Source organism: uncultured Roseibium sp., from assembly GCF_947499295.1.
In the GTDB taxonomy this organism is placed as follows: domain Bacteria; phylum Pseudomonadota; class Alphaproteobacteria; order Rhizobiales; family Stappiaceae; genus Roseibium.
In genome coordinates, this window is sequence record NZ_CANMNP010000020.1 from 100,854 (window position 1) to 126,410 (window position 25,557).

At 55.5% G+C, this 25,557-nt stretch carries 24 protein-coding genes; 8 read left to right on the top strand and 16 right to left on the bottom strand.

The window, feature by feature from the left end:
* Positions 1–3 precede the first annotated feature (3 nt).
* Together Q0835_RS25280 and Q0835_RS25285 are read right to left on the bottom strand one after the other, a co-directional pair.
* Positions 4–1,656, bottom strand: coding sequence for a pyridoxamine 5'-phosphate oxidase family protein (locus Q0835_RS25280; RefSeq protein WP_298965454.1), 1,653 nt, complete (start codon positions 1,654–1,656; stop codon positions 4–6).
* Between the two features lie 67 nt (positions 1,657–1,723).
* Positions 1,724–2,332 (bottom strand): glutathione S-transferase family protein, encoded by a 609-nt coding sequence (locus tag Q0835_RS25285; RefSeq protein ID WP_298965528.1) that lies wholly within the window; start codon positions 2,330–2,332, stop codon positions 1,724–1,726.
* Positions 2,333–2,510: 178 nt separating this feature from the next.
* On the opposite strand from Q0835_RS25285, the gene Q0835_RS25290 reads away from it, so the two are divergent.
* Positions 2,511–3,407 (top strand): LysR family transcriptional regulator, encoded by an 897-nt coding sequence (locus Q0835_RS25290; RefSeq protein ID WP_298965456.1) that lies wholly within the window; start codon positions 2,511–2,513, stop codon positions 3,405–3,407.
* Here the strand turns inward: Q0835_RS25290 and Q0835_RS25295 are convergent.
* A complete protein-coding gene (locus Q0835_RS25295; RefSeq protein ID WP_298965459.1) occupies positions 3,385–5,013 on the bottom strand; it encodes an ATP-binding protein in 1,629 nt (542 codons plus the stop codon). The genes Q0835_RS25290 and Q0835_RS25295 overlap by 23 nt on opposite strands.
* Before the next feature lie 9 nt (positions 5,014–5,022).
* Positions 5,023–5,733 carry a response regulator transcription factor gene (locus Q0835_RS25300; protein ID WP_298965462.1) on the bottom strand — a complete coding sequence of 237 codons (711 nt, stop codon included), beginning with the start codon at positions 5,731–5,733 and terminating at the stop codon, positions 5,023–5,025.
* Positions 5,734–6,184: 451 nt separating this feature from the next.
* Between Q0835_RS25300 and Q0835_RS25305 the strand changes: the two genes are divergently transcribed.
* Both Q0835_RS25305 and Q0835_RS25310 read left to right on the top strand, forming a co-directional pair.
* The gene (locus Q0835_RS25305; protein ID WP_298818375.1) at positions 6,185–6,562 is read left to right on the top strand and encodes a VOC family protein; all 378 of its coding nucleotides are present in this window, start codon (positions 6,185–6,187) and stop codon (positions 6,560–6,562) included.
* Positions 6,563–6,768: 206 nt separating this feature from the next.
* On the top strand, positions 6,769–7,353 hold the full coding sequence (locus tag Q0835_RS25310) for a YceI family protein (protein ID WP_298965465.1): 585 nt from the start codon (positions 6,769–6,771) through the stop codon (positions 7,351–7,353).
* Between the two features lie 20 nt (positions 7,354–7,373).
* On the opposite strand, the gene Q0835_RS25315 is transcribed toward Q0835_RS25310, so the two are convergent.
* Positions 7,374–8,375, bottom strand: coding sequence for a hypothetical protein (locus Q0835_RS25315; protein ID WP_298965467.1), 1,002 nt, complete (start codon positions 8,373–8,375; stop codon positions 7,374–7,376).
* A gap of 173 nt (positions 8,376–8,548) precedes the next feature.
* A complete protein-coding gene (locus tag Q0835_RS25320) occupies positions 8,549–9,517 on the bottom strand; it encodes a calcium-binding protein (RefSeq protein WP_298965469.1) in 969 nt (322 codons plus the stop codon).
* A 228-nt stretch (positions 9,518–9,745) separates the two neighbouring features.
* Between Q0835_RS25320 and Q0835_RS25325 the strand changes: the two genes are divergently transcribed.
* The 3 genes from Q0835_RS25325 to Q0835_RS25335 all read left to right on the top strand — a co-directional run bounded on the left by Q0835_RS25325 (position 9,746) and on the right by Q0835_RS25335 (position 12,947).
* A complete protein-coding gene (locus tag Q0835_RS25325) occupies positions 9,746–10,474 on the top strand; it encodes a response regulator (protein ID WP_298818368.1) in 729 nt (242 codons plus the stop codon).
* Positions 10,471–11,907 (top strand): ATP-binding protein, encoded by a 1,437-nt coding sequence (locus Q0835_RS25330; protein WP_298818366.1) that lies wholly within the window; start codon positions 10,471–10,473, stop codon positions 11,905–11,907. The genes Q0835_RS25325 and Q0835_RS25330 overlap by 4 nt, the downstream gene beginning before the upstream one ends.
* Before the next feature lie 302 nt (positions 11,908–12,209).
* On the top strand, positions 12,210–12,947 hold the full coding sequence (locus Q0835_RS25335; protein ID WP_298965471.1) for a class I SAM-dependent methyltransferase: 738 nt from the start codon (positions 12,210–12,212) through the stop codon (positions 12,945–12,947).
* 24 nt (positions 12,948–12,971) lie between these two features.
* Here the strand turns inward: Q0835_RS25335 and Q0835_RS25340 are convergent, their stop codons facing one another.
* From Q0835_RS25340 to Q0835_RS25355, 4 genes are read right to left on the bottom strand one after another with little or no spacing between them, the layout of a single operon-like run.
* Positions 12,972–13,394, bottom strand: a complete 423-nt coding sequence (locus tag Q0835_RS25340; RefSeq protein ID WP_298818362.1) for a cupin domain-containing protein — start codon at positions 13,392–13,394, stop codon at positions 12,972–12,974.
* A 29-nt stretch (positions 13,395–13,423) separates the two neighbouring features.
* Positions 13,424–14,311, bottom strand: coding sequence for an EamA family transporter (locus tag Q0835_RS25345; RefSeq protein WP_298965474.1), 888 nt, complete (start codon positions 14,309–14,311; stop codon positions 13,424–13,426).
* Between the two features lie 14 nt (positions 14,312–14,325).
* Positions 14,326–14,670, bottom strand: coding sequence for an antibiotic biosynthesis monooxygenase (locus Q0835_RS25350; RefSeq protein ID WP_298965477.1), 345 nt, complete (start codon positions 14,668–14,670; stop codon positions 14,326–14,328).
* The gene (locus Q0835_RS25355) at positions 14,667–14,999 is read right to left on the bottom strand and encodes an NIPSNAP family protein (protein ID WP_298965479.1); all 333 of its coding nucleotides are present in this window, start codon (positions 14,997–14,999) and stop codon (positions 14,667–14,669) included. The genes Q0835_RS25350 and Q0835_RS25355 overlap by 4 nt, the downstream gene beginning before the upstream one ends.
* A gap of 93 nt (positions 15,000–15,092) precedes the next feature.
* On the opposite strand from Q0835_RS25355, the gene Q0835_RS25360 reads away from it, so the two are divergent.
* Together Q0835_RS25360 and Q0835_RS25365 are read left to right on the top strand one after the other, a co-directional pair.
* Positions 15,093–15,782 (top strand): winged helix-turn-helix domain-containing protein, encoded by a 690-nt coding sequence (locus Q0835_RS25360; RefSeq protein WP_298818354.1) that lies wholly within the window; start codon positions 15,093–15,095, stop codon positions 15,780–15,782.
* Between the two features lie 203 nt (positions 15,783–15,985).
* On the top strand, positions 15,986–16,627 hold the full coding sequence (locus Q0835_RS25365; protein WP_298965480.1) for a LysE family translocator: 642 nt from the start codon (positions 15,986–15,988) through the stop codon (positions 16,625–16,627).
* 696 nt (positions 16,628–17,323) lie between these two features.
* On the opposite strand, the gene metH is transcribed toward Q0835_RS25365, so the two are convergent.
* The 6 genes from metH to Q0835_RS25395 form a co-directional block, all read right to left on the bottom strand.
* The gene (metH, locus tag Q0835_RS25370; protein ID WP_298965483.1) at positions 17,324–21,052 is read right to left on the bottom strand and encodes a methionine synthase; all 3,729 of its coding nucleotides are present in this window, start codon (positions 21,050–21,052) and stop codon (positions 17,324–17,326) included.
* Positions 21,053–21,198: 146 nt separating this feature from the next.
* Positions 21,199–22,110, bottom strand: a complete 912-nt coding sequence (gene metF / locus Q0835_RS25375; RefSeq protein WP_298818348.1) for a methylenetetrahydrofolate reductase [NAD(P)H] — start codon at positions 22,108–22,110, stop codon at positions 21,199–21,201.
* A gap of 2 nt (positions 22,111–22,112) precedes the next feature.
* Entirely contained in the window at positions 22,113–23,123 is a 1,011-nt protein-coding gene (locus tag Q0835_RS25380) for a metalloregulator ArsR/SmtB family transcription factor (RefSeq protein ID WP_298818346.1), read from the bottom strand.
* 205 nt (positions 23,124–23,328) lie between these two features.
* On the bottom strand, positions 23,329–23,838 hold the full coding sequence (locus Q0835_RS25385; protein WP_265684576.1) for a fasciclin domain-containing protein: 510 nt from the start codon (positions 23,836–23,838) through the stop codon (positions 23,329–23,331).
* 237 nt (positions 23,839–24,075) lie between these two features.
* Positions 24,076–24,633: a hypothetical protein gene (locus Q0835_RS25390; RefSeq protein ID WP_298818342.1), complete on the bottom strand. Its 558-nt coding sequence runs from the start codon at positions 24,631–24,633 to the stop codon at positions 24,076–24,078.
* A 101-nt stretch (positions 24,634–24,734) separates the two neighbouring features.
* Complete coding sequence (locus Q0835_RS25395) at positions 24,735–25,499, bottom strand: sulfite exporter TauE/SafE family protein (RefSeq protein WP_298965530.1); 765 nt, start codon at positions 25,497–25,499, stop codon at positions 24,735–24,737.
* Between the last annotated feature and the right edge of the window lie 58 nt (positions 25,500–25,557).

The window sequence follows — 25,557 nt, forward strand, 5'->3', positions numbered from 1 at the left end:
GTGCTAAAATGTTTCTGAATGGATCAGGGCCTCTGGCACTCCCAGATGTTCGAGTTCAGCCTGTATCCCGGCCAGAAAGGCAGCCGGGCCGCAGAGCAGATAATGCACGTCATTTCGGGCAACCAGTGCCTTCAAGGCCTCACCTGAAATACGCCCTTCGACATCGAAGTCGCGCCCCTGTTCCTCGCCTTCGTTCGGCCTGCTGTAAAACGTCAGCGTCGAAACGCTGCCGCTTTCGCTGGCAATCCGGTCAACATCGCGTTTGAACGGATGATGTGCGCCATTGCGAGCCCCGTGCACGAACCAGCTTGCCCGATTGTCATCGCTTTCCACCAGCCAATGCACCATGCTGAGCATCGGTGTTATGCCGATCCCGGCACTCACAAGAACAATCGGCCTGTCATCATCTGGCAGTATAAAATCACCTGCGGGCTTCCGGCTTTCAAGTATGGCTCCCGGTTGCAAGGCATCGTGCAGATAGCGTGAAGCGAGCCCGTTGGTCTCCCGTTTCACGGAAATTCTATAGTGCATCCCATTCGATGAATTCGACAGCGAGTAAGTGCGCTGGACTTTTTCATCAAAGCCCGGGATTTTCAGCTCAATGGGAAGATGCTGACCCGCCCTGAAGGGCTCGAGAGTGCCGCCATCGCGGGCCTCAAACAGGAAGGACACCACGTCTTTGCTTTCCCGGTGTTTTTCAATCAACCGCAATGAGCGGGCATTTTCCGCATCCGCCTGCCAGCGCAGCCTCAAAGCCGCCGTCGTTTCGACAACGTCCTCTATGTCCAACGTGACAAGCTGGCGGGCCCCGGCAAAACGGCGCACGTCGTCGGATCCAAAGTCAATCGTTGCGCGCCCTGTCAACTGTAGCAGACTACCGCTTGCGAAATCCAGAAACAGGAAGCCGGCGCGACCGTCCTGCACGATGTTGCCCAACGTGTTGTAAAACCTGTTTCCCGCATAATCCGGGAAGCGGATTTTCCGATCGCCGAGCACCTCCACGAAACCTTTTTCACCGCCTCGATGGGAAGCATCCATCCCATAAGCGGGATCTTCGCCCTCCCCCTGGTATCCTGTTGCGATGAAAAACGTGTCGGCAGTTCGGATCCAGTCGATTTGCGACGGTGTCAGATCCTGCCCGCGCTGGACCATGGTCTCGAGCGGACCTTCATGCCACCAATAAGAGCGCTCACGGATGTATTGCGGACAATTTCCGAACGATTGACCAACGACGAAATTCAGTTGCCCTTCCGTGCCTCCAACAACGTGCCCATTGACCCTGTTGCGGCGTCGGGTGGCCAACTCAATGCCCAGAATGCCAATATTCGTTCCCGCTCTCAGAGCTTCTGCAAGCGGGTCCCCAGGCGTTGGCGAGGCGTCAATATCAAGGCGTGTTGCCTCCGGCGATGCAACGAACCCGGTATCGCCTTCCAGAACGGTCGCCCATGGTCGGCCCTGCCGATCGCGCGCGGAAACGATTAGAAACGGTTGAGCCTCAAAGAATTCGCGGTGTTGGTCCGGCATATGGTTACGAATTGCGCCTTTTGCCCAGCGCTCTATATCACGCTCCCCCATATGCTGCTGGACTTGCTGCTCGCCCTTGTGAAAGGGAGACCGTCCGCTGTCTGCAACAAAGCCGATGTCAGTCTTAAGCATCTGATTGTCTCCCACACGTGGAAAAAAGGGCCGGTCACCCAGTTTAGAGTGACCGAAAGTCCTTATGTCAGGCAGCCAGGCCAACCTTTGTTGCTGGCATCGCCACGAAACCCGGCAGATTTTCAATGCGCTTCAGAAGCGCTCTAACGGCGGGGTAAGGATCGAGAGACACGTTACCTTCCGGAGCATGCGCCACATAGCTGTACATCGCCACATCGGCAATCGTCGGACGGTTGCCGACAAGCCAGTCGCGACCATCCAGTTGGTCTTCCAGGAAGCTAAGCGCCTGTGCAGACACTTCTTTCGCGCGCTCTGGATCAAGCGGCACACCAAAGACGGTGATCAAACGGGCCGCACAAGGCCCTGCAGCCAATTCGCCAGCGGCAAAAGACAGGAATTTTTGAATTTCAGCTTCCTCAACCGCATCAGTCGGCAACCATTCGGGTGCGTATTTGCGAGCGAGATAAACAAGGATTGAATTTGAATCGGCAAGCACGGCCTCGCCGTCTTGGATGACCGGGACCTTGCCGGCCGGATTGAGTTTCAAAAAAGGGTCCCGCTTGTGCTCGCCACCCGCCAGATCAACATCAACCAGCTCATGCTTGATGCCTGTCAGATTGCAGAACAGCTCAACCCGATGGCAGTGCCCGGACAATGGAAAGCGGTGAATTTTGATAGAATTGGACATGATCATACCCTCGCGATCTTGAACCTCCTGCGGCTGCCGACCTCAATGCCGGACCGCTGATCGCAATATGCCAATTCTCCGATACGGAAATAATCCTCAATCTTGTTCAATAATTATGTACTATTTGGCGATAATATTGCCTGATGCTCCAATCAAGAGGCAGATTATGGACAAGATTGAAACGATCCGGGCCTTTGTGGCTGTGGCTCAGGAAGGCTCATTCACGGCCGCAGGTCGCCGCCTCGGGCATTCAACAAAGCTGGTCAGTAAATATGTCCGACATCTGGAAGGCCAGCTCAAAACCCAGCTTTTCAACCGGACCACTCGAAGCGTATCTTTGACCGATGTCGGAACGGCCTATCTGGAACGAAGCCGCCCGATCCTGGAGCAGATCGATGATCTGGATTCTCTTGTCAGCGAACGACAGAGCGCCCTTGCCGGCCCGATCCGGCTCACCGCACCGACAGGTTTCGGAAGCACCAAGCTGACGGAAGCTCTGGTACCGTTCCTGAACCGTCACCCTGAAGTTGAACTCGATATGTTTTTAACGGACAACCGAGTGGCGGTGGTTGAAGAGGGGCTGGATCTGGCAATTCGTATCAGCACACTCCGGGACTCCACTTTGATCGCGCGAAAACTGTCCGATATGCCCCTGGTCATGTGCGCCTCGCCGAATTACCTGGAACAGCATGGCCGGCCTCAACATCCTAAAGCCCTGCAAACGCATGTCTGTCTGGTCGACAACAATCAGCAGGACCTGAACACCTGGCGTTTTTATACCAACGGACAGGAGGAGACCGTCCGGCTAAGCGGTGCCGTCAGGGCCAATGCTCCCAGAGCATTGGCTGCGCTGGCAATTGGAGGATTGGGAATAACACGCGCTCCGCTCTATGCAGTCGAAGAGGCGTTTCAGGAAGGGAAGCTGGAAAGAGTGCTGCCTGACTTTGCGACGGAGAACTTCGGTGTCTATGCCCTCTACCCGCCCAACAGGCACCTGACACGCAGAGTGCGTGCCTTGATTGATCATCTTGCAGGCGAGTTCAGCTCTCGTTGGACGATTTGATTGGGCGTGCCCTTGGCGGAAACCAGATTTCGAAACATGCCCCTTGCACTTGCGGGCCAAGACGTATCGTTGCGCCATGCGCCTTGAGAAGGGCCTGAACAATCCCAAGTCCCATACCGGTGCCACCACTGTCGCGCCGGGTTGTGAAAAACAGGTCGAAAACCTGTTCGGCGTTCCCTGAGGAAATGCCTTTCCCGTTATCGCTGACACTTACCTTGAGCCCGTTCCCCTCAGCTTCCGGTGTAACAACCACACGATCCGCACCGTGCTGGCGTGCATTTTCGACGAGATTTGAGAATACGATTCTGGCGTTTTCCGCAGACATTGGCAGGTCTCCGTCTCCCTCGCAGTCAATCGCGAAACCTTCGGTATTTGTCTGTACCTCGGCGAGAACCATCTGAAGACGCGAGTCTCCTCCAATCTCGACACTGTCGGCGCGCGCGAGATCTCGGAGCCTGTTCAACAACAGAGACGCGCGCTCGGTATCGCGGAGAATATTCTTCAGGAACCTCTTTCGATCTTCGTCACTCAGACCATCGCTTTCTGCAAGCAGTTCCGCTGCGCCCTGGATGGCCGTCAAGGGAGACTTTAGCTCGTGGGTGACATGATTGGCGAATGTGTTGATATAGTCATTGCGATCAAACAGCTTGCGGGACATGTCGAGCATGCTTTCAGACAAGGCATGGATTTCCCGGTTGCCATGGATTTTCAACGGCATCAGTGCTTCGCGATCTCCCGCGCCAATCCGTAGAGAACGGTGTGTCAGTGCCTTGATCGGGCCTGAAATCGCGCGTGCAAAAATGTAGCCGACAACAAAGGTTGCTCCGAGAATGAAAAGCGATACCCAGAACACGGTTTCGCGTTTCCAGAACATTTCTTTCAAGATGTTGCTCGGCGTGCGCGAAGCATAAACAACGCCCGCAACCCTATCGCTCACGATAATCGGCAGCGCGATAAAAACGCGAACGCTTGTGCCGCGGCTTATGGAATATATCGGTTGCGGATTTTCAACGGCGCGCTCCCTGAGCACACTGGCATAATTGCCTTCCAATGCCGACCGAATTTCAGCGACATGCGCAAGGGATTGGCCAAGTTCATCCCGGCCGGCGATGACGGTTCCATTGGCGTCCAGAACACGAAAACCGGCAAGCGTCAGTTTTTGTGTGTTCCTGAGAATGGGGCCAAGTTCTTTTCCCACCAGTGCCGTTCCTGCATGCACTTCTGTCTGCGGCGCCAAGGGCTTGGGTCGTCTTGGCAGAACAAACGTCTTGTTCAGATCGAGGAGCGGCAATTGGGGCGTCCAGTTACCGCCCCCCCGACGCCCGGATGTTGTCCTGTCGTTGGAAGATGTGCCCGCGCGTTCAACCACTGGGCCCAATGGCAAATCAACGCCACCAATTTGTTCCAGACGCTGAGCCGCCATGGACGCAATGGCAGCCGATTGTGCGATCAGCTCGGCCTCCGTGGTCTGAACCAGCTGATTTTCATAAACCCTGAAAAACGCAATGCCGGCGAACGGCACAAGCAACATGATACAAAGCACGACAGCCACCACAAGAAAAAGTGGTGGTCGCCATTTGTCCCGGAAAGCACGCGATAGCAGCATTGGCGAGATTTATCCGGACCCAGCGGAGCAGTCGCCGAGGCGAAACCCGACCCCATGTACAGTTTCAATCGCATCTGAACACCCGGCAGCGGTTAGTTTTGCCCGGATGTTTCGAATGTGACTGTCGATGGTTCGGTCCGAGACGTGAATATTGTCCTTGTAGGCACTTTCCAGTATGCGCTCGCGGGTAAAAACGATCTTGGGCCGGCTCAACAGTGCAGCCAGAATATCGAACTCGATAGCCGTGAGGCTGACGCTGGCGTCGCTCACCGTAACCAGGCGTTGATCCTTCTCCAGCAACACAATGCCATGAGACATCGATGCTTCCGCCAATGAAGGTTCCTTGGGAGAAACGCCATAGCGTTTCAAAATGGCACCAACCCTGGCAATCAGTTCGCGCGGGCTGAATGGCTTGGTGACATAGTCATCGGCACCGAGCTCCAGCCCGACGATTCGATCTATTTCGTCGTCGCGTGCGGAAAGAAACAGGATCGGCACATCCGTGCTTCGCCGAAGGTGTCGACACACATCCAGCCCGTCCATTTCGGGCAGACCGATATCCAGAACGATCAGCGCAGGGTCCAGAAGGCTGGTTTTGTCAATCGCCTCCTTGCCGTCAGCTGCCGTTTCAAATGCGTAAGAAGCCTTTTGAAGCGCGAAACAGATCACTTCACGAATATTGGGATCGTCGTCGACGACAAGAATGGTTTTGCTTGGCAAAATTGACTTCCCGAAAAAGATATTTCCGCAAAATGCAGTGGAATAGTTACAAATAACTAAGGCAAGATCAGGTTTCCAGCCACCAGCCGTCTCGGCGTAGGCTGCGTGGAAGCGTTTTGTCCATCGTCTGGTTGTCTGGCGAGATCGGCCAGAGGGCCGACAGGGTGCAGCTGCCGTTGCGCGATCGCCAACTTGGCCGGTAAACACAAGGCCGTTCAATTGAATATCGGGCGAAAAAAGTGGTCTTTGAAGCTGGATATCTCATAGGTCCAGCGTGGCGACTTGGGCTGCAGTCGTCCCTGAGACGATGTGCAGATTTTGCACATTTGTCACCGATCGGGCAATGATGTACAAAATCGGCAGGCACCGCCCTGATAACACGAGAGAGACCCGTTCGTCGGCACCGACCGACCCGGATTGCTGCTCGTTTGGCCAACACAGTGAGAGTGCCATGTCCGAAACAAGTTCATCCTGCCTGACGCTCGGCCGCATCGCCGCGACTTTGGGTGTCAGCGACATTGCGCGCGCAAGTTCTCTCTACAGGTCCGTCTTCGGACTGGAGAAAGTCTTCGAAAATGGCAATCCCGTCGGCTTTGTCATCTTGCAAAAGGACGATGCCGAGCTGCATCTGACCTTGCAAAAGAACTACAAGGCTCCGCCATTCAATCAGGCGCATATCATGGTTTCAGATGCAGCAGTTGCGTTGCGGGCCTGTGAAGACAACAAGCTGAGGATCGTCAAGCGGCTCCAGAACAAGGACTATGGCCTGCGCGCCTTTGTCTTTGAAGATCCCGACGGAAACCGCATAGATGTCGGACAAGCAATCTGACCTGGGTGCTGCGTATTTTTGACCCAAATACCCGATTTGGTTTTTTGGCCCTGAGCAGCGATGCAGTGAACTGCAGCTCTTCGAAGATCCTGCGGCATTCCTTGCGCGCGTCCTCACCTCAAGTCAGCTCATCCTTGGCATTGTCCCGGTAACAAAACGCGCTAGCTCTCTTTGAAACCGAAGGCCAGAGCCCTTGAGAGGACGCGATGAAAAAACTGCTTGGAAGCCTGTTTGCCATTTCGATCGCAGCAACCCCTGCACTTGCAGAGCCACATCGCTATGAACTCGACCCGGAACACACAACAATCGCCTTCATGGTCGATCATCTGGGCTATGCCGACACGCTTGGCGTGTTCTTGGATTTCGCAGGCAGCTTCAGCTACGACATGGAGACGCAGACACTCACTGACGTAGAAATCACCGTCAATACCAAGAGCGTCGAATCATTCAACGAAGCCCGGGACAATCACGTTCGCAACAAGGATTTTCTGAACGTTGCAGAGTTTCCAGTCATGACATTCACGGCGTCGGAGGGAACCCCCTCCAGCGAGACGGCCGGCACGATTGAGGGCGAGCTTGAGCTGCTCGGGCAAAAGCACCCGCTTAAGCTTGAGGTGACCCTCAACAAGGCGGCGAACTACCCGTTCGGACATAGCCGCTTCACGCTCGGGATCAGCGCACGCGGGACGGTCATCCGTAGCCAATACGGAATGAACTATGCAGTCGACAACGGATTTGTCGGCGATGAAGTCAAACTGATCATCGAGACTGAGGCCATGCGAATGGAATGAGCGAATGACCGGTCAGAAGGTCAGATTGCCTTTTCCATCAGCGGCTTCAAAAGAGGATGAATGTTCGGGCTTTCCTCGCGGATGAACCGCAGCAGAGATTTCTCGTTCTCGTGCAACACGCCGTCCTGGCCTATACGGTTCACCAACCAGGAAGCCTCTTCTTCCGTGACGATTTCGTTTCGGGCGATTTCCTCTTCAATCGAAGCGCCTCGTTCAGCATATGCAGACGGCTTGCTCTCATAGGCATCGAGAACCCCGCCAAGGCCTCCACCAATCATTTTCTTGAAAAAACCGCCAAGTCCGCCATCAATGCCGCCCGGCGTCTCCAGCCAGTTTTCACGGGCCAGTGCGACATCCCGGGAGGGCGGAGTGAAACCCGACATGGCCATCATGTAGTTGGCAACGGCTTTCACGAAGAGTTCTGACCAGGCCGGGGCGTTTTCAGCCTCGACGGTCGCGTCGTTCAACTCAAACAGGATTTCAGCTTCAGCCCTGGATATGGCAGAGCCGCGGCTGCCAGAACCTGCATAAAGCACCCTGCGCAGCAATTCGACTTCAGCATCGCCGATAACACCCGGTTTCAGTTGCCCACCGGAACGTGTGGCGCCACGCCCGGTCAAGACGCTGTCCTTGACTGTGTTCAAAGCAAACAACTCAAGGCCTTCAGGCACTTCGCGCGCTTTCTCAAGCACATGCAAAACCGCATCCAGTTCGGTTGCCGAACACACCTTGCCGTCTGCGGTGATCTGACCGATCAGCCAGTCGGCATTGTCATTTGAAACGTAGCCCTGAGGACTGGCCTGATTGACGAGAATGTCGGCAATCGCCTCGGGAAAGAGCACAAACCACGCCTCGCAAAGATCGGGCGACGCGTTGTTCAGGTGAAAGAGTGCCGCGCCCTCTTCCAGCGACACAGCCATATCGCCGTAGATATATCTGCGCAACGTGACGACATCGTCTTCACTGACGCGTCTTTCGGCAATCTTTGCCGCAACGAAGTCGTTCAATCCTGGCTTGGCCATGGTGATCTCCCAATTTTGACGCGCGGACTATCGCGGGAAAATCTTGAGATTCACGTAACACGGGCAAAATCAGTCAAAAGGGGGAGCCGCAATTGCGGCTCCCCCTCTGTCCCCCCGCGGGTGTGGGTAGGAAGTGCGGGGAAATTCTGACAGACCATTTGATCAGAAGCGACTTATCCTCGCTGCTGTTTGCCGTGGCCCCGGCCTTTTCCCTTCATTTTCTTGCCGCCTTTGAAGTCGGCCTTGGTGATCACGCCATCCTTGTTTCGGTCAGCGCGATCCATCAGACGGTCAAGGCGCTTTCCATGCTCTTCGGCTGTGACACCAAGACTTCCGTCGGCATCGGCACGCTGGAACATGTCGACGATGCGGTTCTCATTGACCGACATCCAGATCGGCCCGAAGTCTTCCAGGGTGAACGATCCGCTTCCGCTCGTGTCGGCAAGTGAAAACAATTCAGCACGCTTTGCATCAAAGTCTTCACGGGTGACGGATCCATCTCCATCCGTATCAAATAGGCTCAGGAACATCCGGCCGGAACCGCCTCGTCCGTGCCCGCCACGACGTCCGCCGCGTTCGCCGCGCTCAGCCCGTTGGCCGCCTTCGCCAGCATTCTGTCCCCGTTGACCGCGGACACGTTCAACTGTGCCGTTTCCATCACGGTCAAGCCGGTTGAAAAGACGGTTGGCGGCTGCATCGTATTCTGCCTGTGTCACCGTACCGTCGCCGTCCGTATCCAGGAACTGGAACGCACGGACCATGCGATCGTTCGATCGGGTCAGGAATTCAGCCTTGAATTCTTCCAGGCTGATTTCGCCGTTTCCATCGGTATCCGCTGCTGCGAAGTTCTCAGACCGGACTTCGGCGATCTCTTCAGCTGTAATAACTCCATCCTTGTCCACGTCAAAACGCTCAAACAGGCGTTCGGCACGGCGTTCACCCCCGCGATGGCCCCGGCCCCAGCCGCGACCGCTTCGCTCACCCTTGTGGGCCATGCGCTCGCCGACCGGCTGTTGAATTTCTTTGCCCCCGTCCCCCGATGCAGGGCCACTCTGGGCAGACGCAGACATGCCGGCGGTTAGCGCGGTGCCCGCGACGCTCGCAGCCAGGGCGGCAATTGCAATCTTCTTGAACGGTTTCATTCCAACAACTCCTTGTTCGTTGATGAGCTGAACGTAGGAAGCAATTGTCGCAGGAATACCCTTCTATGCGGCTCGAAGTGTCGCCAACTGTCCCGTTTGGCCCCTGCGACACACTTTGATACAAACTCGGCTCGCACGTGGGTGCGCTTGTTATTATTTAGGCTTTAGACACAATGAAGTGGCGGATGGATACCAACCACGGGACCCGCCGCCAAACCGGAGACAAACGTGAGCGACCCGAGCCCGCATATTCTGGTGGTCGACGACCACCGCGACATTCGTGAAACGCTGGCCCGCTATCTGATCAAGAACGGCATGCGTGCAACGAGCGCGGAAAATGCCGCGCATGCGCGCAAGGCATTGAAAGCGGCATCCATAGATCTCGTCGTTCTGGACATCATGATGCCCGGAGAAGACGGACTGTCGCTGTGCCGGCACCTTGTTGAAACAGGCTCCTTGCCGGTGATCCTGCTAACTGCCATGGCCGACGACACTGATCGGGTCATTGGACTGGAAATAGGCGCGGACGATTATGTCACCAAACCGTTCAACCCGCGGGAGCTTCTTGCCCGGATTCGGGCCGTGCTCAGGCGAACGTCACTGGTACCAAAGGAGCGGGATCCGATTGAACAGGAGTTGCTGTCTTTTGACGGCTGGTCGCTCAATGTTTCTCGCCGTGAGCTGATGGACCCTGAAGGCGTGACCGTTGCGCTTTCAAGCGGCGAATTCCAGCTGCTCTGCGCATTCCTGAAACGGCCGAAGATGGTTCTCAATCGAGACCAGTTGCTCGACCTCACCACGGGACGTACACCGGCGGTTTTCGACAGGTCCATCGACAATCAGGTGTCGCGCCTGCGCAGGAAGATAGAAACAGATCCCAAAGACCCGAAACTGATCAAGACAGTCTGGGGCGGTGGATACATGTTTACCGCTGAAGTCAAAGACGGGACCGCATGAGCGCTTCTCAACGCATTAAAACAACGCTCTACCGGCTATGGCCCAAATCAATTGCCGCGCAATTGATTGTACTGCTCCTGGCAGCAATCGTTGCCGCGCAGGCACTCAGTGTATGGATTTTCCATGATGAGCGCCGCATCACCATGGTTGCCGCTGCACGGGACAATCTCCTGTCGAGAGCCATCTCGATCGCGACGTTGCTTGAAGAGACCCCTGAGGAGCTTCAACAGAAGATCCTCGACGCAAGCAGCAGCCGGTATGCCATTTTCTGGATTGGGGACACCCCTCTCGCATCGAAGCCCGGCGCCTCCCGGTTCGAGCAGCGGCTGCAAGGTTACATCAACAACAGGCTCGGGAGCGATTACATCGCGCATATCAACATACACGCGGACGAAAAACGGGGGCCGCGTGACCGTGACAGGAATGCCGACGGGAACCCGAGCTGGCGTGATGTTCCCAAGGGGGAAAGGCCCCCCAACCTCAAACGGATCATGAACAAGCCTGAAGATCTGTCGCTTTCCATTCAGCAAGCCGATGGCCGCTGGCTGAATGTTGCAACCAGTTATCGCCCTCCCAAGGGGGCCATCATACCGCTTTTGGTGCAACTCGGCCTAACGGCTTTGGCAGCCGTCTTGATCATTGGGTTCGCGGTTCGTCGAGTTACGAGACCGCTGAAGGATCTGGCCGTGTCAGCCGAGAAGCTCGGCCGAGGCGAAGACCTTGAAGCGCTCAAGCCCACTGGGCCGAAGGAAGTGCGTGCTCTCACAAGTTCTTTCAACGACATGCAGGATCGACTGACACGCTTTGTCAAAGACCGGACCCGCATGCTGGCGGCCATCAGCCACGACCTCAGGACTCCCATCACGTCGCTTCGGATAAGGGCCGAGTTTATCGATGATGACGAGAACCGGGAAAAGATGATCGAGACACTGGAAGAAATGGCGGCGATGACCGAGGCCACGCTGCGCTTTGCCAGCGATGAGGCCAATGCAGAACCTGCCGAGAAAGCCGATCTCGGGGCAATGCTGGAGGCCCTTGCCGGTGACCAGGAAGATATGGGCAATGCCTGCAGCGTGAAAACCAGTGGAACCATCATTTTGTCTTGCCGTCCCGTTGCCATGCGGCGTGCACTCCGAAACCTGATCGAAAACGGAATACGCTACGGCAATGCTGTAACGATCAAAACCGAACTAAGTGGTGACGACGTGCTTGTTTCCATTCGCGACAAGGGACCTGGAATTCCGGAAGACAGACTGAATGACGTCTTCGAGCCGTTTGTCAGACTCGAAGAATCCCGCAGCGAGGAAACCGGAGGCATCGGTCTCGGACTTTCCATCACCCGCTCGATCATCCACGCCCATGGCGGGACGATCAGCTTGCACAACCATCCCGAAGGCGGGCTGGTCGCTGAACTGCGTTTGCCTTTGGGGTAAACTCCTTTGAACAGGTTCAAGTTCTTTTGATACCGCAGCCGAACCCAATTCCTGAGTTCTGTAGTCTGTAGTCTGTAGTCTGTAGTCTGTAGTCTGTAGTCTGTAGTCTGTAGTCTGTAGTCTGTAGTCTGTAGATTTTGTAAATCCTGCAAATCTGCAACATGAGCTGAAAAACCACCGAAACACACGTTTTATCTGCACCAGCGAATTCAATTTGCGTAGTCTAGCGATGCACAACCGGGCACACGGTGCCGGAACTCACGCACGATCTTTTTGACCTGAGACTCTAGAAATACACCCCCATGGAAACCTTCGATCCCGAAACATTTGGTTTGCTGAATGCGCATGACTACGACGAGCGCAACGATCCTGGTACGACCGAGGCAGAAGTCGCCCTGATCCAGGAGATCGCGGGATCAGGTGATGTCCTTGAACTCGCAATTGGCACAGGTCGCGTGGCAGTCCCATTGGCTCAGGCAGGTGTCAACATATCGGGTATTGAAGCTTCGCAGCCAATGGTCGACAAGCTGCGGGAAAAACCTGCTGGAAGAGACATACCCGTGGTGATTGGCGATATTGCCGAGGTTTCTATTGATGGAATGTTCGACCACATCTTTTTGGTGTTCAATACACTCTTTAATCTTCAGACGCAGCGTGAACAGATCCGGTGTTTTGAGAATGTCTCCAAGAGATTAAGGGAGAAAGGCACCTTCCTGGTCTCAGCCTTCGTCCCAGATTTCAATGCCTTTCAAAGTCATCAGCGAGTTGGAATTCGTCAGATGCGACAGGATTCTGTTTGGCTGGACGCCTGCCAGCACGATCCAGTCGATCAGATATTGGAGTTTCAGCGAATTCACTTGAAGGAAGACGGACTGCGCCTTGTTCCACTGCGCCTGCGATATGTCTGGCCTTCAGAAATGGACCTCATGGCTCGACTCGCCGGGCTGCGTCTCAAGTCGCGATGGGGAGGTTGGGACCGGTCAGAGTTTGACGCAGCCAGCAAAATGCATGTCTCGGTATTCGAAAAAGCTCACGCCTAGGCGCTGCATCTCAAGTCGCAACACCTACCGCCGCGCTTCAATGCCGCCTGCGTATGTCGCGTCGTCGACAGCTTCCAGCCACTCGGCGACAGACCCGTCCAACTCTTCCTGAATGGCCAGATGTACCATGGCGGTGGTGGGTCCAGCGCCGTGCCAGTGCTTGACACCCGGTGGGATCCAAACGACATCGCCCGGCAATATGGATAGCTTTTCCTGACCCCAGACATGGACAAAGCCGGCACCTTCGAGAATGTGCAGGGTCTGTCCAAGCGGATGAGTGTGCCAATGAGTGCGCGCCTTCGGCTCAAATGTCACCCTAAGGGCACGGACCCGTGCCGGTGCAGGCGCTTCGATCACCTGGTCCTGCCAGACAGAGCCGGTAAAATACTCTGGATTGGCACGTTTGGTCGGCCGCGATCCAGCCTCAAAAACGGTTAGGACACTCATGACACCTCCTTATCAGGCGGCAATACACTTCAACTGTTTCGCCTCTTAGGCCAGTTGATCAGAACCACACCAAGAATGGCAAGACAGATTCCGACAAAGGTTTCGACATCAAGCGTCTCAGACAGGAACACGACGCCCAGAAAAACCCCAACTCCGGACCGAAGGTAGGCCTGGCTGGCGGTTCCCATGGCTCCGAGTGTCGACAGAAGCCGGAAATAGATCAGGAATGCCAGAGCCGTGCAGGCCGTACCGAGGAAAATCGCAGCACCAATTCCGGTCAGGCTGGGTTCAAGTTGCCAGGGTCTGTCGACAATCAGACTTGCAGGAACAAGCACAAGCGCCGAGCACAAAAGTGTTCCGCAAGCTGGAACGATTGGATGCAATCCGGCAAACAGTCTGCCGCGAAGCGCCGCAAATCCGTAAAGCACCGCACTCAAGAGGACCGCCAGTTGCGGCAAAAGGTTTTGCCCCAGGTCGTCCAGTGCGCCCATACCCACGATAAGCACGATGCCGCCAAACCCCAGGAGGGCACCTGCGAGCTGCCTGGGTCCTGGCCGGTTTCCGCTTTGTAGCAACACAAACGAAAAAGCAAAGACCCAGAGCGGCGAGGTTGAATTCAAAACACTGGAAACCGCGGTGCCGGCATATTGCTGTCCCCAGGCGAGCAGCATCCACGGGCCGGTGCTGTTGACCAGCGACTGAACCATGAACAAGCGCCAGCTGCGCGCATCCAGAGGCAACCGGATGCCCCAAAAGGCCATTATTGCCAACAAGATGATCGATGCGAGCGCAACGCGAATAGCAATCAGTGTTGCAGGCGGGATCGTTGGCAGCGCAAGCGCTATCCACATATAGGACGAGCCCCATAGCAGGGCCAGGCACCCCAAAAGGGCGTACTCAAAAGTTCGGTTTTGCATGGGAATGGCTTGCTCTAGCCGTGGAGCGCACGGCTGTCGTCCGGTGCTTCGGACCGCTCTTCCATTCCGTAGTCCCTCAGAACATGCGTAACCCGTAGCCGGTAGTCTTTGAAGTAGCTCCCCCTGCCGGCTGCCTGTGCCTTGCGGTGCTGGGTCAACTGGCGCCATTCGTTCAAGGCAGCTTCGTCACGAAAGTAGGAAAGGGACAAAAGTTTTTCCGGATCGGTCAGGCTCTGAAATCGCTCAACAGACAGAAAGCCGTCAATCTGCTCGACCAATGGGCGCATCTCCGCCGCCATGTCGAGATACGCCTGCTGTTTGTCCGCATGCGGGATAACTTCGAAAATCACGGCAATCACTTTTCTGCTCCTTCGACGGCATGCGGTGCGGACGCCAGTTTCAGAAAGGTGCGGTCTTCCCGCAAGATGAATTTTTCCGATTGGGCGAAAGCATAGTTTTCCTGTCCCAGCGGATCGGCAGCCAACCGGGCTCGATAGGCTTCATAAGCCGCCAGATTTTCGATTGAATAGACACCATATGCCAGGGTGGACGAGCCTTCATGCGGTGCATAATAGCCGATCAGTTCAGCGCCACATCTGGGAATCGCCTGCCCCCAATTGCGTGCATAGGTCTCAAAAGAAGCCCGCTTTGTCGGGTCGATGTGATAGCGGATAAAACACGTGATCATCTTTCAAACCTTTCCAGTGGTCGTTGCACCGGCTTTGTGTCATGTTGCGTGACATCAATGCTTCGATGCAGATCGAACCATGAGAGAGGAACCGTGAAAGAAGGCCCGGACATTGCCCGGATTGGCGCTCTGATAGGTGATCCCGCGCGCGCCAACATACTGGGCGCACTGTTGAGCGGGAAGGCGCTGACGGCCACGGAACTGGCAGCAGAAGCCGGTGTCACCGGTCAGACCGCGAGCTCGCACCTCAAGAAGTTGATGGAAGGTGGCTTGCTTTTGCAGGCCAAGCAAGGAAGGCACCGTTATTTCACACTCGCCGGACCAGAAGTCGGCGCAGTGCTCGAGGCTGTCATGGGATTGGCCGCACACAAGGGTCACTTGCGAACCCGCACCGGACCGAAAGACCCGGCCATGCGGGCTGCAAGGGTCTGTTACGACCATCTGGCCGGCGATATGGCCGTGCGTATCTTCGACAGCCTTCAATCGCGTGACTTTCTGGCCATCACTGGCACAAAGGGCGGCTTCGGGCTGACCGACAATGGAAGCCGTTTTGTCAGAGAGATCGGCATCGATCTCGACGCCTTGACCGCAGGCCGACGACCACTTTGCAGAGTGTGCCTTGATTGGAGCGAACGCCGCAATCACCTTGCCGGCAGCCTGGGTGCTGCCTTGCTGACGCACTTCATTCAAAAGGACTGGCTGCGTAGAGACAGGAACAGCCGAACAGTGCGGATCTCGCCAAAGGGGCAAGCAGAGATGAACCAGCTTTTCCCGGTGGACTAGCCTTGTCAGCCAACCGCTGTTCTGTCGCATGCCTTTTTGTTTTCTAAGAGGGACGTTGATCCGATACCCGGAAGCACATGGCAGTCGCGAGAATTCTCCTAGACCCCATCTCGCTCGGCCAGCACAATTCGACCCAGCTCGAAACATTACCTGTGATTGGCAGCCTATGGTGCTCAGAACGAACACCAAGAGGGAACACAATCGTGGATCAGATCTCAATCTACCTGCCAGGAATTCTGCTCGCCTATTCGGCGTTTTTGCTTGCGATTGCCAGCCCGGGCCCAAACATTCTCGCAGTTCTTGGAACATCCATGAGCGCTGGAAGAAAGTCAGGCGTTTCACTGGCCCTCGGTGTCTCAGCAGGGTCTTTCACCTGGGCGGTCCTGACAGTGCTCGGACTTTCTGCATTGCTCGCCGCCTATGCTTCTGCCCTGACGGTCATTAAAATTTTCGGCGGCGCATACCTGCTCTGGCTGGCTTACAAGTCCTTGAAGTCTGCGGCGTCACACCACGACATAGAGACTAGCGAACTCAAAGGCGGCAAACGCACGCCCAGCGGCTATTTCATTCGCGGTTACATCATTCAGATGATGAACCCAAAGGCGGCCCTGGCCTGGATCGCGATCATATCTCTTGGTCTGAAGGCCGATGCACCTTTCTGGGTCGGTGCAGTGATTGTTGTTGGAACCTTCATCATGTCCGCAGCCATACACACCCTGTATGCCCTCGCCTTTTCCAGTGCGGCCATGATCGTTGTCTACGGTAAAGCACGGCGCACCATACAGCTGCTGCTTGGTGGCTTCTTCGCCTTTGCAGGATTTAAGCTCCTGCTCAGCCGCGACTAAGCGCATGCACGACAACAAAAAACCCGGCAAAAGCCGGGTTTTGTCTAAAAGGTGGGCGACGTTCGGGGCATGAGAACGTCGAGCGGTATTTTGTTATTCTTGGGGCCCGATCGGGTTAGGCCCGTTTTCTGGAGGCTCTGAAAACCTCCTGAACATTTGGCAGGGCTTCGCGCCATGAGCGGTAGAGACGTGACGGCAACCACGGAAGGCGGTCCCGGTTATAGTCCTGGCGATGCCGAACCAACATAATTTTGGCCGTGTGCACGTTCATTGTTCTTCTCCTTTTGCAGCTCATTCAATGTCGAAGCAGCTGCGTGATGAGAAGAATAATAGGTGCACACCGTGCACATTTCAAGAGCGCACTGCGTGCATTTTCATTAAAAAAGCGTCATTTTCTCAAGGATATTTAATTTACACGCAAAAATAACAGGGAAGTTGCAATATACGTTGCGGGCGTCCCGGATCTCATTGGAACGCATGAGACTTGGCAGGAGTTGCGCAGGCTTGTGGGGCGAAGATCACCAGCACTCGCTCTTTGAGAACAAGGCAGCAAAACGCATTTCCGATCTCAAGACAGGTTTCAAACGACTTCGCTGCAAGCCACTCAATCCCACGAAAAAAGCGGACCTGCCGGTCCGCTTATCTCCTTTGAATTGACCGCGCCTGAAAGAGCGAAGAACCTGACATGAAGCCGTTCTATTCAGCTGCTTCCATCCGGGCCGGATCGTAATTCAGGATCGGCGCCAGCCAGCGTTCGGCGTAGGTTACATCCCACAACTTGCGTGCAGCATAGTCTTCCACCTGATCTTTTTCGATCTTGCCGACACCGAAATAGTGGCTATCCGCATGACTGAAATAAAGCCCGGAGACCGAAGATCCCGGCATCATGGCACGACTTTCCGTGAGCTGAATTCCAGTCAGCCGTTCGGCATCAAGCATTCTGAACAGCGTGTCCTTTTCAGTATGATCGGGTTGCGCGGGATAGCCTGCGGCAGGACGGATACCCTGATATTTTTCACCGATGATGTCCTCAACTTGCAGGTTCTCATCGGCTGCATATCCCCACAAGTCCGTGCGAACGATCTGATGGAGCTTTTCCGCAAACGCTTCGGCAAGCCGGTCCGCCAAGGCCTGTGAGAGGATCTTATTGTAGTCATCCCCTTCCTTTGCATAACGAGCGGCAAGATCATCCTCGCCATGTCCCGCAGTGACGGCAAAACCACCAACCCAGTCCTTGATGCCGCTCTCCAGCGGAGCGACGAAGTCGCTAAGTGCCACATTTGCACGTCCGCCGGCCGACCTCGCCATTTGCTGACGCAGCGTGTGGAAAGTGGCGAGCGTTTCCGAGCGGCCTTCGTCCGTAAACACCCTGACATCATCGCCAACCGCATTGGCCGGCCACAAAGAAGCAACACCACGCGCAGTCAGAAGTTTCCTCTCAACGATTTCGTCGAGCATCCGCCTGGCATCATCGTACAGCGCCTTGGCTGCCGGACCGTACCGGTTGTCTGTCAGCACGGCCGGGTACCGGCCCTTGATTTCCCAGGTTGCGAAAAACGGTGTCCAGTCAATGAGCGGAACCAGCTTTTCCAGCGGGAACTCATCGAAGACAGTCGACCCGGGTTTCTTGGGTTCTACAGGCGGCTTGCCGGCAAAATCCGACTGGAAAGCGTTCTTGCGCGCGTCTGCCAACGAAGTGCGTTTCTGTCCGCCTCGTCCAGCAGCGTGTTTTTCAGCTATGTCAGCATATTCGGCGCGTACATTCGCAAAATAGGGCTCACGTCCCCCCTCACTCATGAGTTTGGAAGCAACGCCGACAGCGCGGCCCGCGTCCGTGACATAGATCGCCTGGCCACGCGCATAATTCGGGTGGATCTTTACCGCGGTGTGGATCTTTGAAGTCGTAGCCCCGCCGATGAGAAGTGGTACGTCCAGACCTTCCCGTTCCAGCTCTGACGCCACATAGCACATTTCATCGAGAGACGGCGTGATCAGACCAGACAGTCCGACCATGTCGACTTTTTCAGCTTTGGCTGTTTCCAGGATCTTGGCAGCGGACACCATGACACCCAGATCAATCACCTCGAAATTGTTGCACTGGAGCACGACGCCGACAATGTTCTTGCCGATGTCATGAACGTCGCCCTTGACCGTTGCCATCAGGATCTTGCCCGCGGAAGAATGGCCCGTAAGGCCTTGCTCTTGCTTTTCCTTCTCCATGAAAGGCATCAGGTAGGCGACAGCTTTTTTCATCACGCGCGCGGACTTGACGACCTGTGGCAAGAACATCTGTCCGGATCCGAAAAGATCGCCAACCACGTTCATACCGTCCATCAACGGACCTTCAATGACGTGAAGCGGACGATCGAATGCTTGTCTGGCTTCTTCCGTATCTTCAACAACATAATCGGAAATACCGTGAACCAGCGCATGTTCGAGGCGTTTGGCGACACCCCAGGTTCGCCAGGTCAGATCGGCTTCTTTCCTTTTACCGCCCTCACCTTTCCAACGCTCTGCTGCTTCCAGCATACGGTCCGTGGCATCGTCCCTTCGGTTCAGCACCACGTCTTCGCAAAGTTCCCGCAGTTCGCTTTCCAGATCATTATAGACTGCCAACTGTCCGGCATTGACGATGCCCATGTCCATGCCGCACTTGATGGCATGGTAGAGGAACACCGAGTGCATCGCCTCGCGCACAGCCTCGTTGCCCCTAAAGGAAAACGACAGGTTGGATACCCCACCCGACACGTGCGCATGGGCAAGGTTTTCACGGATCCAGCCGGTCGCTTCGATGAAATCGACACCGTAGTTGTTGTGTTCTTCGATACCGGTCGCGACAGCGAAAATATTAGGATCGAAGATAATGTCTTCCGGGGGGAAACCGACCTTCTCAGTCAGCACCTTGTAGGATCGGGCGCAAATCTCGGTCTTGCGTGCAAACGTATCGGCCTGACCGTCCTCGTCAAATGCCATCACAACGACGGCTGCACCGTAGCGCCGGACAAGCTTGGCCTGCTCGATGAAGGCTTCTTCGCCTTCTTTCATTGAAATGGAATTGACGACGCCTTTGCCCTGAATGCATTTCAAACCGGCCTCGATCACAGTCCATTTGGAGCTGTCGATCATGATCGGCACTTTGGCAATATCCGGTTCGGCCGCAACAAGGTTGAGGAACGTCACCATGGCCTCTTCGGAATCCAGGAGGCCCTCATCCATGTTGATGTCGATGATCTGAGCGCCGTTTTCCACTTGCTGGCGCGCCACGTCGAGTGCCGTTGCGTAGTCGCCTTCCTTGATAAGTTTCCGGAAGCGCGCGGAGCCCGTCACGTTGGTGCGTTCACCCACATTGACGAAATTGGTTTCCTTGGTGACGACAAAGGGCTCCAGACCCGACAGGCGCATATGCCGATCAATATCGGGAATCGCCCGTGGTGCCTTGTTCGCAACGGCTTCGGCGATCGCGCGTATATGCGCCGGCGTCGTACCGCAGCAGCCCCCGACCAGATTGACCAGGCCGGCTGACGCGAACTCTTCGATCAACCCGGCCATATGTTCCGGGCTCTCGTCATATTCACCGAACTCATTGGGCAGGCCCGCATTCGGGTAGGCACACACCAGGGTATCGGCAACCCGGCCAAGTTCATCCACATGCGCACGCATTTCCTTGGCACCGAGGGCGCAGTTCAGGCCAATCGCAAGCGGCTCAGTATGCCGGACCGAATTCCAGAACGCCTCAGGTGTTTGACCCGACAGCGTGCGGCCGGAGAGATCGGTAATCGTGCCGGACACGATCACCGGAAGTTTCTTGCCTGTTTCCTCAAAGACTTCGTCAATGCCGAAGAGAGCCGCCTTGGCATTCAGCGTGTCGAAGATGGTTTCGACAAGAAGAAGATCGGCACCACCAGCGATTAGGCCTCGGACAGCTTCCGCATATGCGATCCGCAAATCATCAAAAGATACAGCACGGTAGCCCGGATTGTTAACGTCCGGAGAAATTGAAGCGGTCCGGTTGGTCGGTCCAAGGGCACCCGCAACGAAACGCTGCCGGGCGGGATCATTTGCCATGACCTGGTCGCATGCTTCGCGCGCAAGCCGCGCACTTTCGAAATTCAGTTCGTAGGCCAGTTCCTCCATCCCGTAATCGGCCTGGGCAATGGTCGTGGAGGAAAAGGTGTTCGTCTCGACAATGTCAGCGCCGGCTTCCAGATAGTCGACATGGATCTGCCGGATCGCTTCCGGTTGCGTGAGACTGAGCAGGTCATTGTTGCCTTTGACATCGCTCGGCCAGTCTGCGAAACGCGCGCCCCGATAGGCGGCCTCGTCCAATTTGAGCAGCTGGATCTCCGTGCCCATCGCACCGTCCAACACAAGAATGCGGGACTTTGCAAGGTCGTTGAGGCGCTCAAAGGCATCGGAGGTTTTCACTGTTTTTCCTTCCGGAGGATCTGCTTTTCAAGCGCGGCGACAGAGTTGGGTTCGCGTGGCGCTTGCTGAATGTCAAACGTATTGCGGGCCGCGATGTCTGCGGCCTCGCCATTGAGTGTTTCCCGGACGCTACAACCGGCTTCCGGTCAGGCGGCCAGACCTTTCACCTCACCCTGGCCCATGCCCAGCATGTGGCAGATTGCAAAGGTCAGATCAGCACGGTTCATGGTGTAGAAATGGAAATCATTGATGCCACGGTCGACCAGATCCATTGCCTGCTCACAGGCAACGGAGACACCGACCAGCTTGCGTGTTTCGGGATCGTTGCTCAGACCGGCGAACCGTCGAGCAAGCCATTGCGGAATGGACGTGCCACACTTGGCTGAGAACACCATGGTCTGCTCAAAATTGTGGATCGGCAGGATACCGGGAATAACGGGAATGTTGATGCCGGCAGCCGCGATCCGGTCCAGATAGGCATCGAACACGTCATTGTCGAAGAAGTACTGGGTGATGATCCGGTCTGCGCCCGCATCAACCTTGCGCTTCAGATTGTCGATTTCGGTCTGCCAACTTCCGCTTTCCGGATGCTTTTCCGGATAGCCGGAAACCGAGATGTCGAAATTGGCAATCTTCTTGATCCCCGAAACAAGGTCAGAAGCATAAGGATAGCCATTGTTGTGAGGTGTATAACGCGTACCTATGCCTTCAAGCGGGTCACCGCGCAGTGCGACCAGGTGTCGAACACCCAGATCCCAGTAGTCCTTGACGATCCCGTCGATCTCCTCCTGTGAAGCCCCCACACAGGTCAGATGCGCAGCCGGCGCTAGGTCTGTTTCCTTCAAAATACGCTCAACAGTCTTGTGTGTGCGCTCACGGGTCGACCCGCCTGCCCCGTAGGTCACGGACACAAAAGAAGGATGAAGCGGTGCCAGGCGCTGCACTGTGTTCCATAGCGTTTCTGCCATCTTGTCGGATTTCGGCGGAAAAAACTCAAACGACGCCGTAATTGGTGTCGGTGCGGCCTGATGGGACCTGCGGTTGGAAACGGAATTCATAATCAAGCAACCTCTCGGGAAGAATTCGGAGCCGGCAGATCCGTAACGACACGGCGGTCGCGGGCCAGCCAAAGGGTAACGGTCAGGTTTGTTTCGCTGTCATCGCCCGGAACGAGGTCAGTCACCTGTTCCAGGTCAAGATCAAGAGCTTCCAGCCAGCGCTCCATTTGGTCTTGCGCAAAACCAAGACGCCGGTGGGCATGGCTCTCGCGCAAAAACTCCAATTCGTGCGGGGCGAAATCGATAACAATGAGACGGCCGCCAGGGCGCAACGCACGAGCCGCTTCGCTGAGAGCCCGGGCCGGATCGTCCAGGAAGTGCAGCACCTGGTGAATTGCCACCACATCAAACGAGCGCGGCGGTACATTCAGAGCATAAACATCGCCGTGGCGAACCTGCGCGTTGGTAAAGCCAGCCTTCGCAAGATTGGCGCGCGCAACGGCAAGCATGTCGTGGGATGCATCAATGCCGAGCGCAGACACATATTGATCGGAAAAGAGCTCGAGCAGACGGCCTGTTCCAGTTCCAAGGTCTAGAAAGGTCTGGAAGGGTGTTTCGCCGAGCGCTTGGCGCATCGCCGCTTCCACATCCTCTTCAGACACATGCAAGGAACGTTCGCGGTCCCAGGTCAACGCCCGGGCTGCAAAATAAGCCGCAGCTTCTTCAGCTTTAGCCTTGCGAATAGCCTGGAAACGCTCCTGATCGGCAGCCAGAACCGGATCGTCTCTGGAAATGCGTGCTACGAGCCCGCGGACAAGTTCTCCCTCTGGTCCATCGGCAAGGCGATAGTAGACCCAGGATCCTTCCGGATAGCGCTTGATGAGATCGGCTTCTGCAAGCAGTTTCAGGTGCCGGGAAATGCGGGGCTGGCTTTGCCCTAGGATCGCAGTCGCGTCCTTCACGGTCAGCTCGCTTTCCGCCAGAAGCGCCACGAGACGCAAACGCGTTGCCTCCCCCACGGCCCTCAACGCGGCCAGCGTATCGTCTACGGAAAGTGTCTGCTCGTCGGTCATGCTCAGGTACTGCTCATCAAGCATCAATGTCGATATAAAGATATCTTTATATCAATTAGATAAAAGATGCAAGCACGAGGAGCATTTGCGACATGGTTTGGTCAAAATGCGTCGAACCCGCAAAACCGAAACTCGTGGTCGGCTTCTAGAACGCAAAAAGGCCCGCAGAAACTGCGGACCTTTCGGGGCAGGAATGCTAGATTTCTTAGTGGCAGGCAGGCCTGTCACCCGGCAGCAGCACCTTGTCGATGACATGGATCACGCCGTTTTCGGCTTGAATGTCGGCGATGATGACATTCGCGGACGCTCCGCTACCGTCTGCAATTTGAACGCCGTCACCCGAACGCGTGATGCAGGTTCTTTCGCTTGTCAGAAGCGGCTTGAAGTAGTTTGAACCGACGGGAATATTGCTCGAGGTCAGCTTGCGGTCGTCAACGTGATAAAGCAGGACGTTGGTCAGCTGATCCTTGTTTTCCGGCTTCAGAAGAGTTTCAACCGTACCCTCAGGAAGCGCTGCGAATGCATCATTGACGGGAGCAAAGACCGTGAACGGACCCGGTCCCTGCAAAGCGTCCTGCAGGCCTGCTGCCTGAACAGCAGCAACCAGGGTACTAAACCGCTCATCGCCTCCTGCGATATCTACGATTGTCTTTGCGTTTGAAGTACTTGCAAAAAGACACAGTGATGCTGCAAGCGCGAGGACGCTCTTTTTCATGAACTATACTCCTGATTTATCGAATTACAGAGCTAACTACGGCGCGATTATTGGGTCAGATCAGATGGCATTTTATAAAAAAAGGAAAAACTATTTTCGATTTATTCCGAAAGCTGTTCGAACGCGTTGGAATTGTGTTTCTAAACGTCAGCCACTGTTCGCGAGGAAGTCGTAAAGAGATTGAAAAGTGATTTTAGCGGACCACACAACACCATCGTGTCGGTCTGGTTTAGGTGCTCACATCATCGCGCCCAGTGATTTTTCAGTAAAGACGCGAATGTAGTCTCCAGGAGATGATCCCGCCCAGAGCACCCAGAGACGAAATGGATCGTCGGGATCAATCCAGACATAGTCACCTGGCTCCAGCCCTCTGAGATCGGTGCTGATGTAATTCACGGAGTTGTTTGCCAGGAAGTCAGTCGCATCCAGTGTATCGGGGAGCGCAGCTATCCCGAGGATTGGAGCATCGAAATCAACATACCCTTCGTGAACGCCCGACAGGCTGTCAAAGAAAACGTAGTGGCTCGCCACGGTCGTTCCTTGCGGGATCATACCGCGATCGCCACCGATATCGACCCTGATCGGTTCGCTCAATAGGATGTTCTGGTCCTCGTCGAACGCATATAGATGATCTGTATTGAAGTTGTCGTGCCCAACCGAAAACGGAACCGACGTATCGAGCAACTTAAACTCGCCATTTCCATTTTGACGCAGAACTTCGCCGTTGATGACAGTGGCAACTGCCGGCGACGACACAACAAGACCGACACAAAGAACTGCAAGCAGACGAGACATCCCACCCCCTGATGGACAACCGAAGCAGGATGAGTATGTCGTGCGATGGAATAAACTGACACTAACGGATTGGTGATCGCAGTCTCCAGGCCAATTGCAGTTCAGGTTGCACCCATCAACAATCCGGCGCCCCCAAACGCCAGAAGATTCAAACCGGCAAGGGCAAGCAGGCCAAAGGCCATGCGCACAAACAAGCGCTGCGGTACCCTGTCATGCAGCGCAAAGCCTGCCCAGATACCCATCAGCGTAAAAGGGACGAGAGCGGCGGACGACAAAAGACCAGAAACCGAAAACAGCCCAAGTGAAGCATACCCACCTGCCTTTGCAAGGTTGAGGATGAAGAAGAACATGGCATTTGTTCCCACAAACGCTGACTTGCCCAACCCCTGGCTCAGAAACGTTCCTTTTATCGGCGGACCGCCCGCATGCGCCACAAATCCGGCGAACCCCGACACAAGGCTTGCAACGAAGATTTTCACGCGGCCTAAACGCCCATGCGTGCCCGCAACTGTTTTGCCACCAAAGACTTGGCGTGCCACAAACCAGAGCGCCAACAACCCGATGCCGATCTTTAACAGGTTGGGATCGAGGCTTGAAAACCCGATCATTCCGAGACCGATCCCGATGCCGGCACCCGGAAGAAGAACCACGATCGTTCGCGCCTTCCAGGAGGTGCGAAAACGCCAGACCGAAACAACGTCAATCAAAATAAGAACCGGCAGCAACAGCGTTGCCGCCGATTGCGGTGGCATGGTCAAAGCGACGAGTGGGACACCGAGTATTCCCAAACCACCCGCAAATCCACTTTTGGAGATACCGGTCAGAAAGACAGCCAGTGCTGCAAGGAGATAGGCTTCTGGATTCATGAACCGCAAGCTAGCGCTCAAAGCCGCACAGTAAAAACGATTTTACATGCTAATAAAA

What these genes read in the sequence shown, in the direction of transcription:
- Q0835_RS25280 (WP_298965454.1), bottom strand. Translation starts at nt 1,656, where the DNA reads ATGCTTAAGACTGACATCGGCTTTGTTGCAGACAGCGGACGGTCTCCC.
- Q0835_RS25290 (WP_298965456.1), top strand. Translation starts at nt 2,511, where the DNA reads ATGGACAAGATTGAAACGATCCGGGCCTTTGTGGCTGTGGCTCAGGAA.
- Q0835_RS25295 (WP_298965459.1), bottom strand. Translation starts at nt 5,013, where the DNA reads ATGCTGCTATCGCGTGCTTTCCGGGACAAATGGCGACCACCACTTTTT.
- Q0835_RS25305 (WP_298818375.1), top strand. Translation starts at nt 6,185, where the DNA reads ATGTCCGAAACAAGTTCATCCTGCCTGACGCTCGGCCGCATCGCCGCG.
- Q0835_RS25310 (WP_298965465.1), top strand. Translation starts at nt 6,769, where the DNA reads ATGAAAAAACTGCTTGGAAGCCTGTTTGCCATTTCGATCGCAGCAACC.
- Q0835_RS25315 (WP_298965467.1), bottom strand. Translation starts at nt 8,375, where the DNA reads ATGGCCAAGCCAGGATTGAACGACTTCGTTGCGGCAAAGATTGCCGAA.
- Q0835_RS25320 (WP_298965469.1), bottom strand. Translation starts at nt 9,517, where the DNA reads ATGAAACCGTTCAAGAAGATTGCAATTGCCGCCCTGGCTGCGAGCGTC.
- Q0835_RS25330 (WP_298818366.1), top strand. Translation starts at nt 10,471, where the DNA reads ATGAGCGCTTCTCAACGCATTAAAACAACGCTCTACCGGCTATGGCCC.
- Q0835_RS25335 (WP_298965471.1), top strand. Translation starts at nt 12,210, where the DNA reads ATGGAAACCTTCGATCCCGAAACATTTGGTTTGCTGAATGCGCATGAC.
- Q0835_RS25340 (WP_298818362.1), bottom strand. Translation starts at nt 13,394, where the DNA reads ATGAGTGTCCTAACCGTTTTTGAGGCTGGATCGCGGCCGACCAAACGT.
- Q0835_RS25345 (WP_298965474.1), bottom strand. Translation starts at nt 14,311, where the DNA reads ATGCAAAACCGAACTTTTGAGTACGCCCTTTTGGGGTGCCTGGCCCTG.
- Q0835_RS25355 (WP_298965479.1), bottom strand. Translation starts at nt 14,999, where the DNA reads ATGATCACGTGTTTTATCCGCTATCACATCGACCCGACAAAGCGGGCT.
- metF (WP_298818348.1), bottom strand. Translation starts at nt 22,110, where the DNA reads ATGAATTCCGTTTCCAACCGCAGGTCCCATCAGGCCGCACCGACACCA.
- Q0835_RS25380 (WP_298818346.1), bottom strand. Translation starts at nt 23,123, where the DNA reads ATGACCGACGAGCAGACACTTTCCGTAGACGATACGCTGGCCGCGTTG.
- Q0835_RS25385 (WP_265684576.1), bottom strand. Translation starts at nt 23,838, where the DNA reads ATGAAAAAGAGCGTCCTCGCGCTTGCAGCATCACTGTGTCTTTTTGCA.
- Q0835_RS25390 (WP_298818342.1), bottom strand. Translation starts at nt 24,633, where the DNA reads ATGTCTCGTCTGCTTGCAGTTCTTTGTGTCGGTCTTGTTGTGTCGTCG.
- Q0835_RS25395 (WP_298965530.1), bottom strand. Translation starts at nt 25,499, where the DNA reads ATGAATCCAGAAGCCTATCTCCTTGCAGCACTGGCTGTCTTTCTGACC.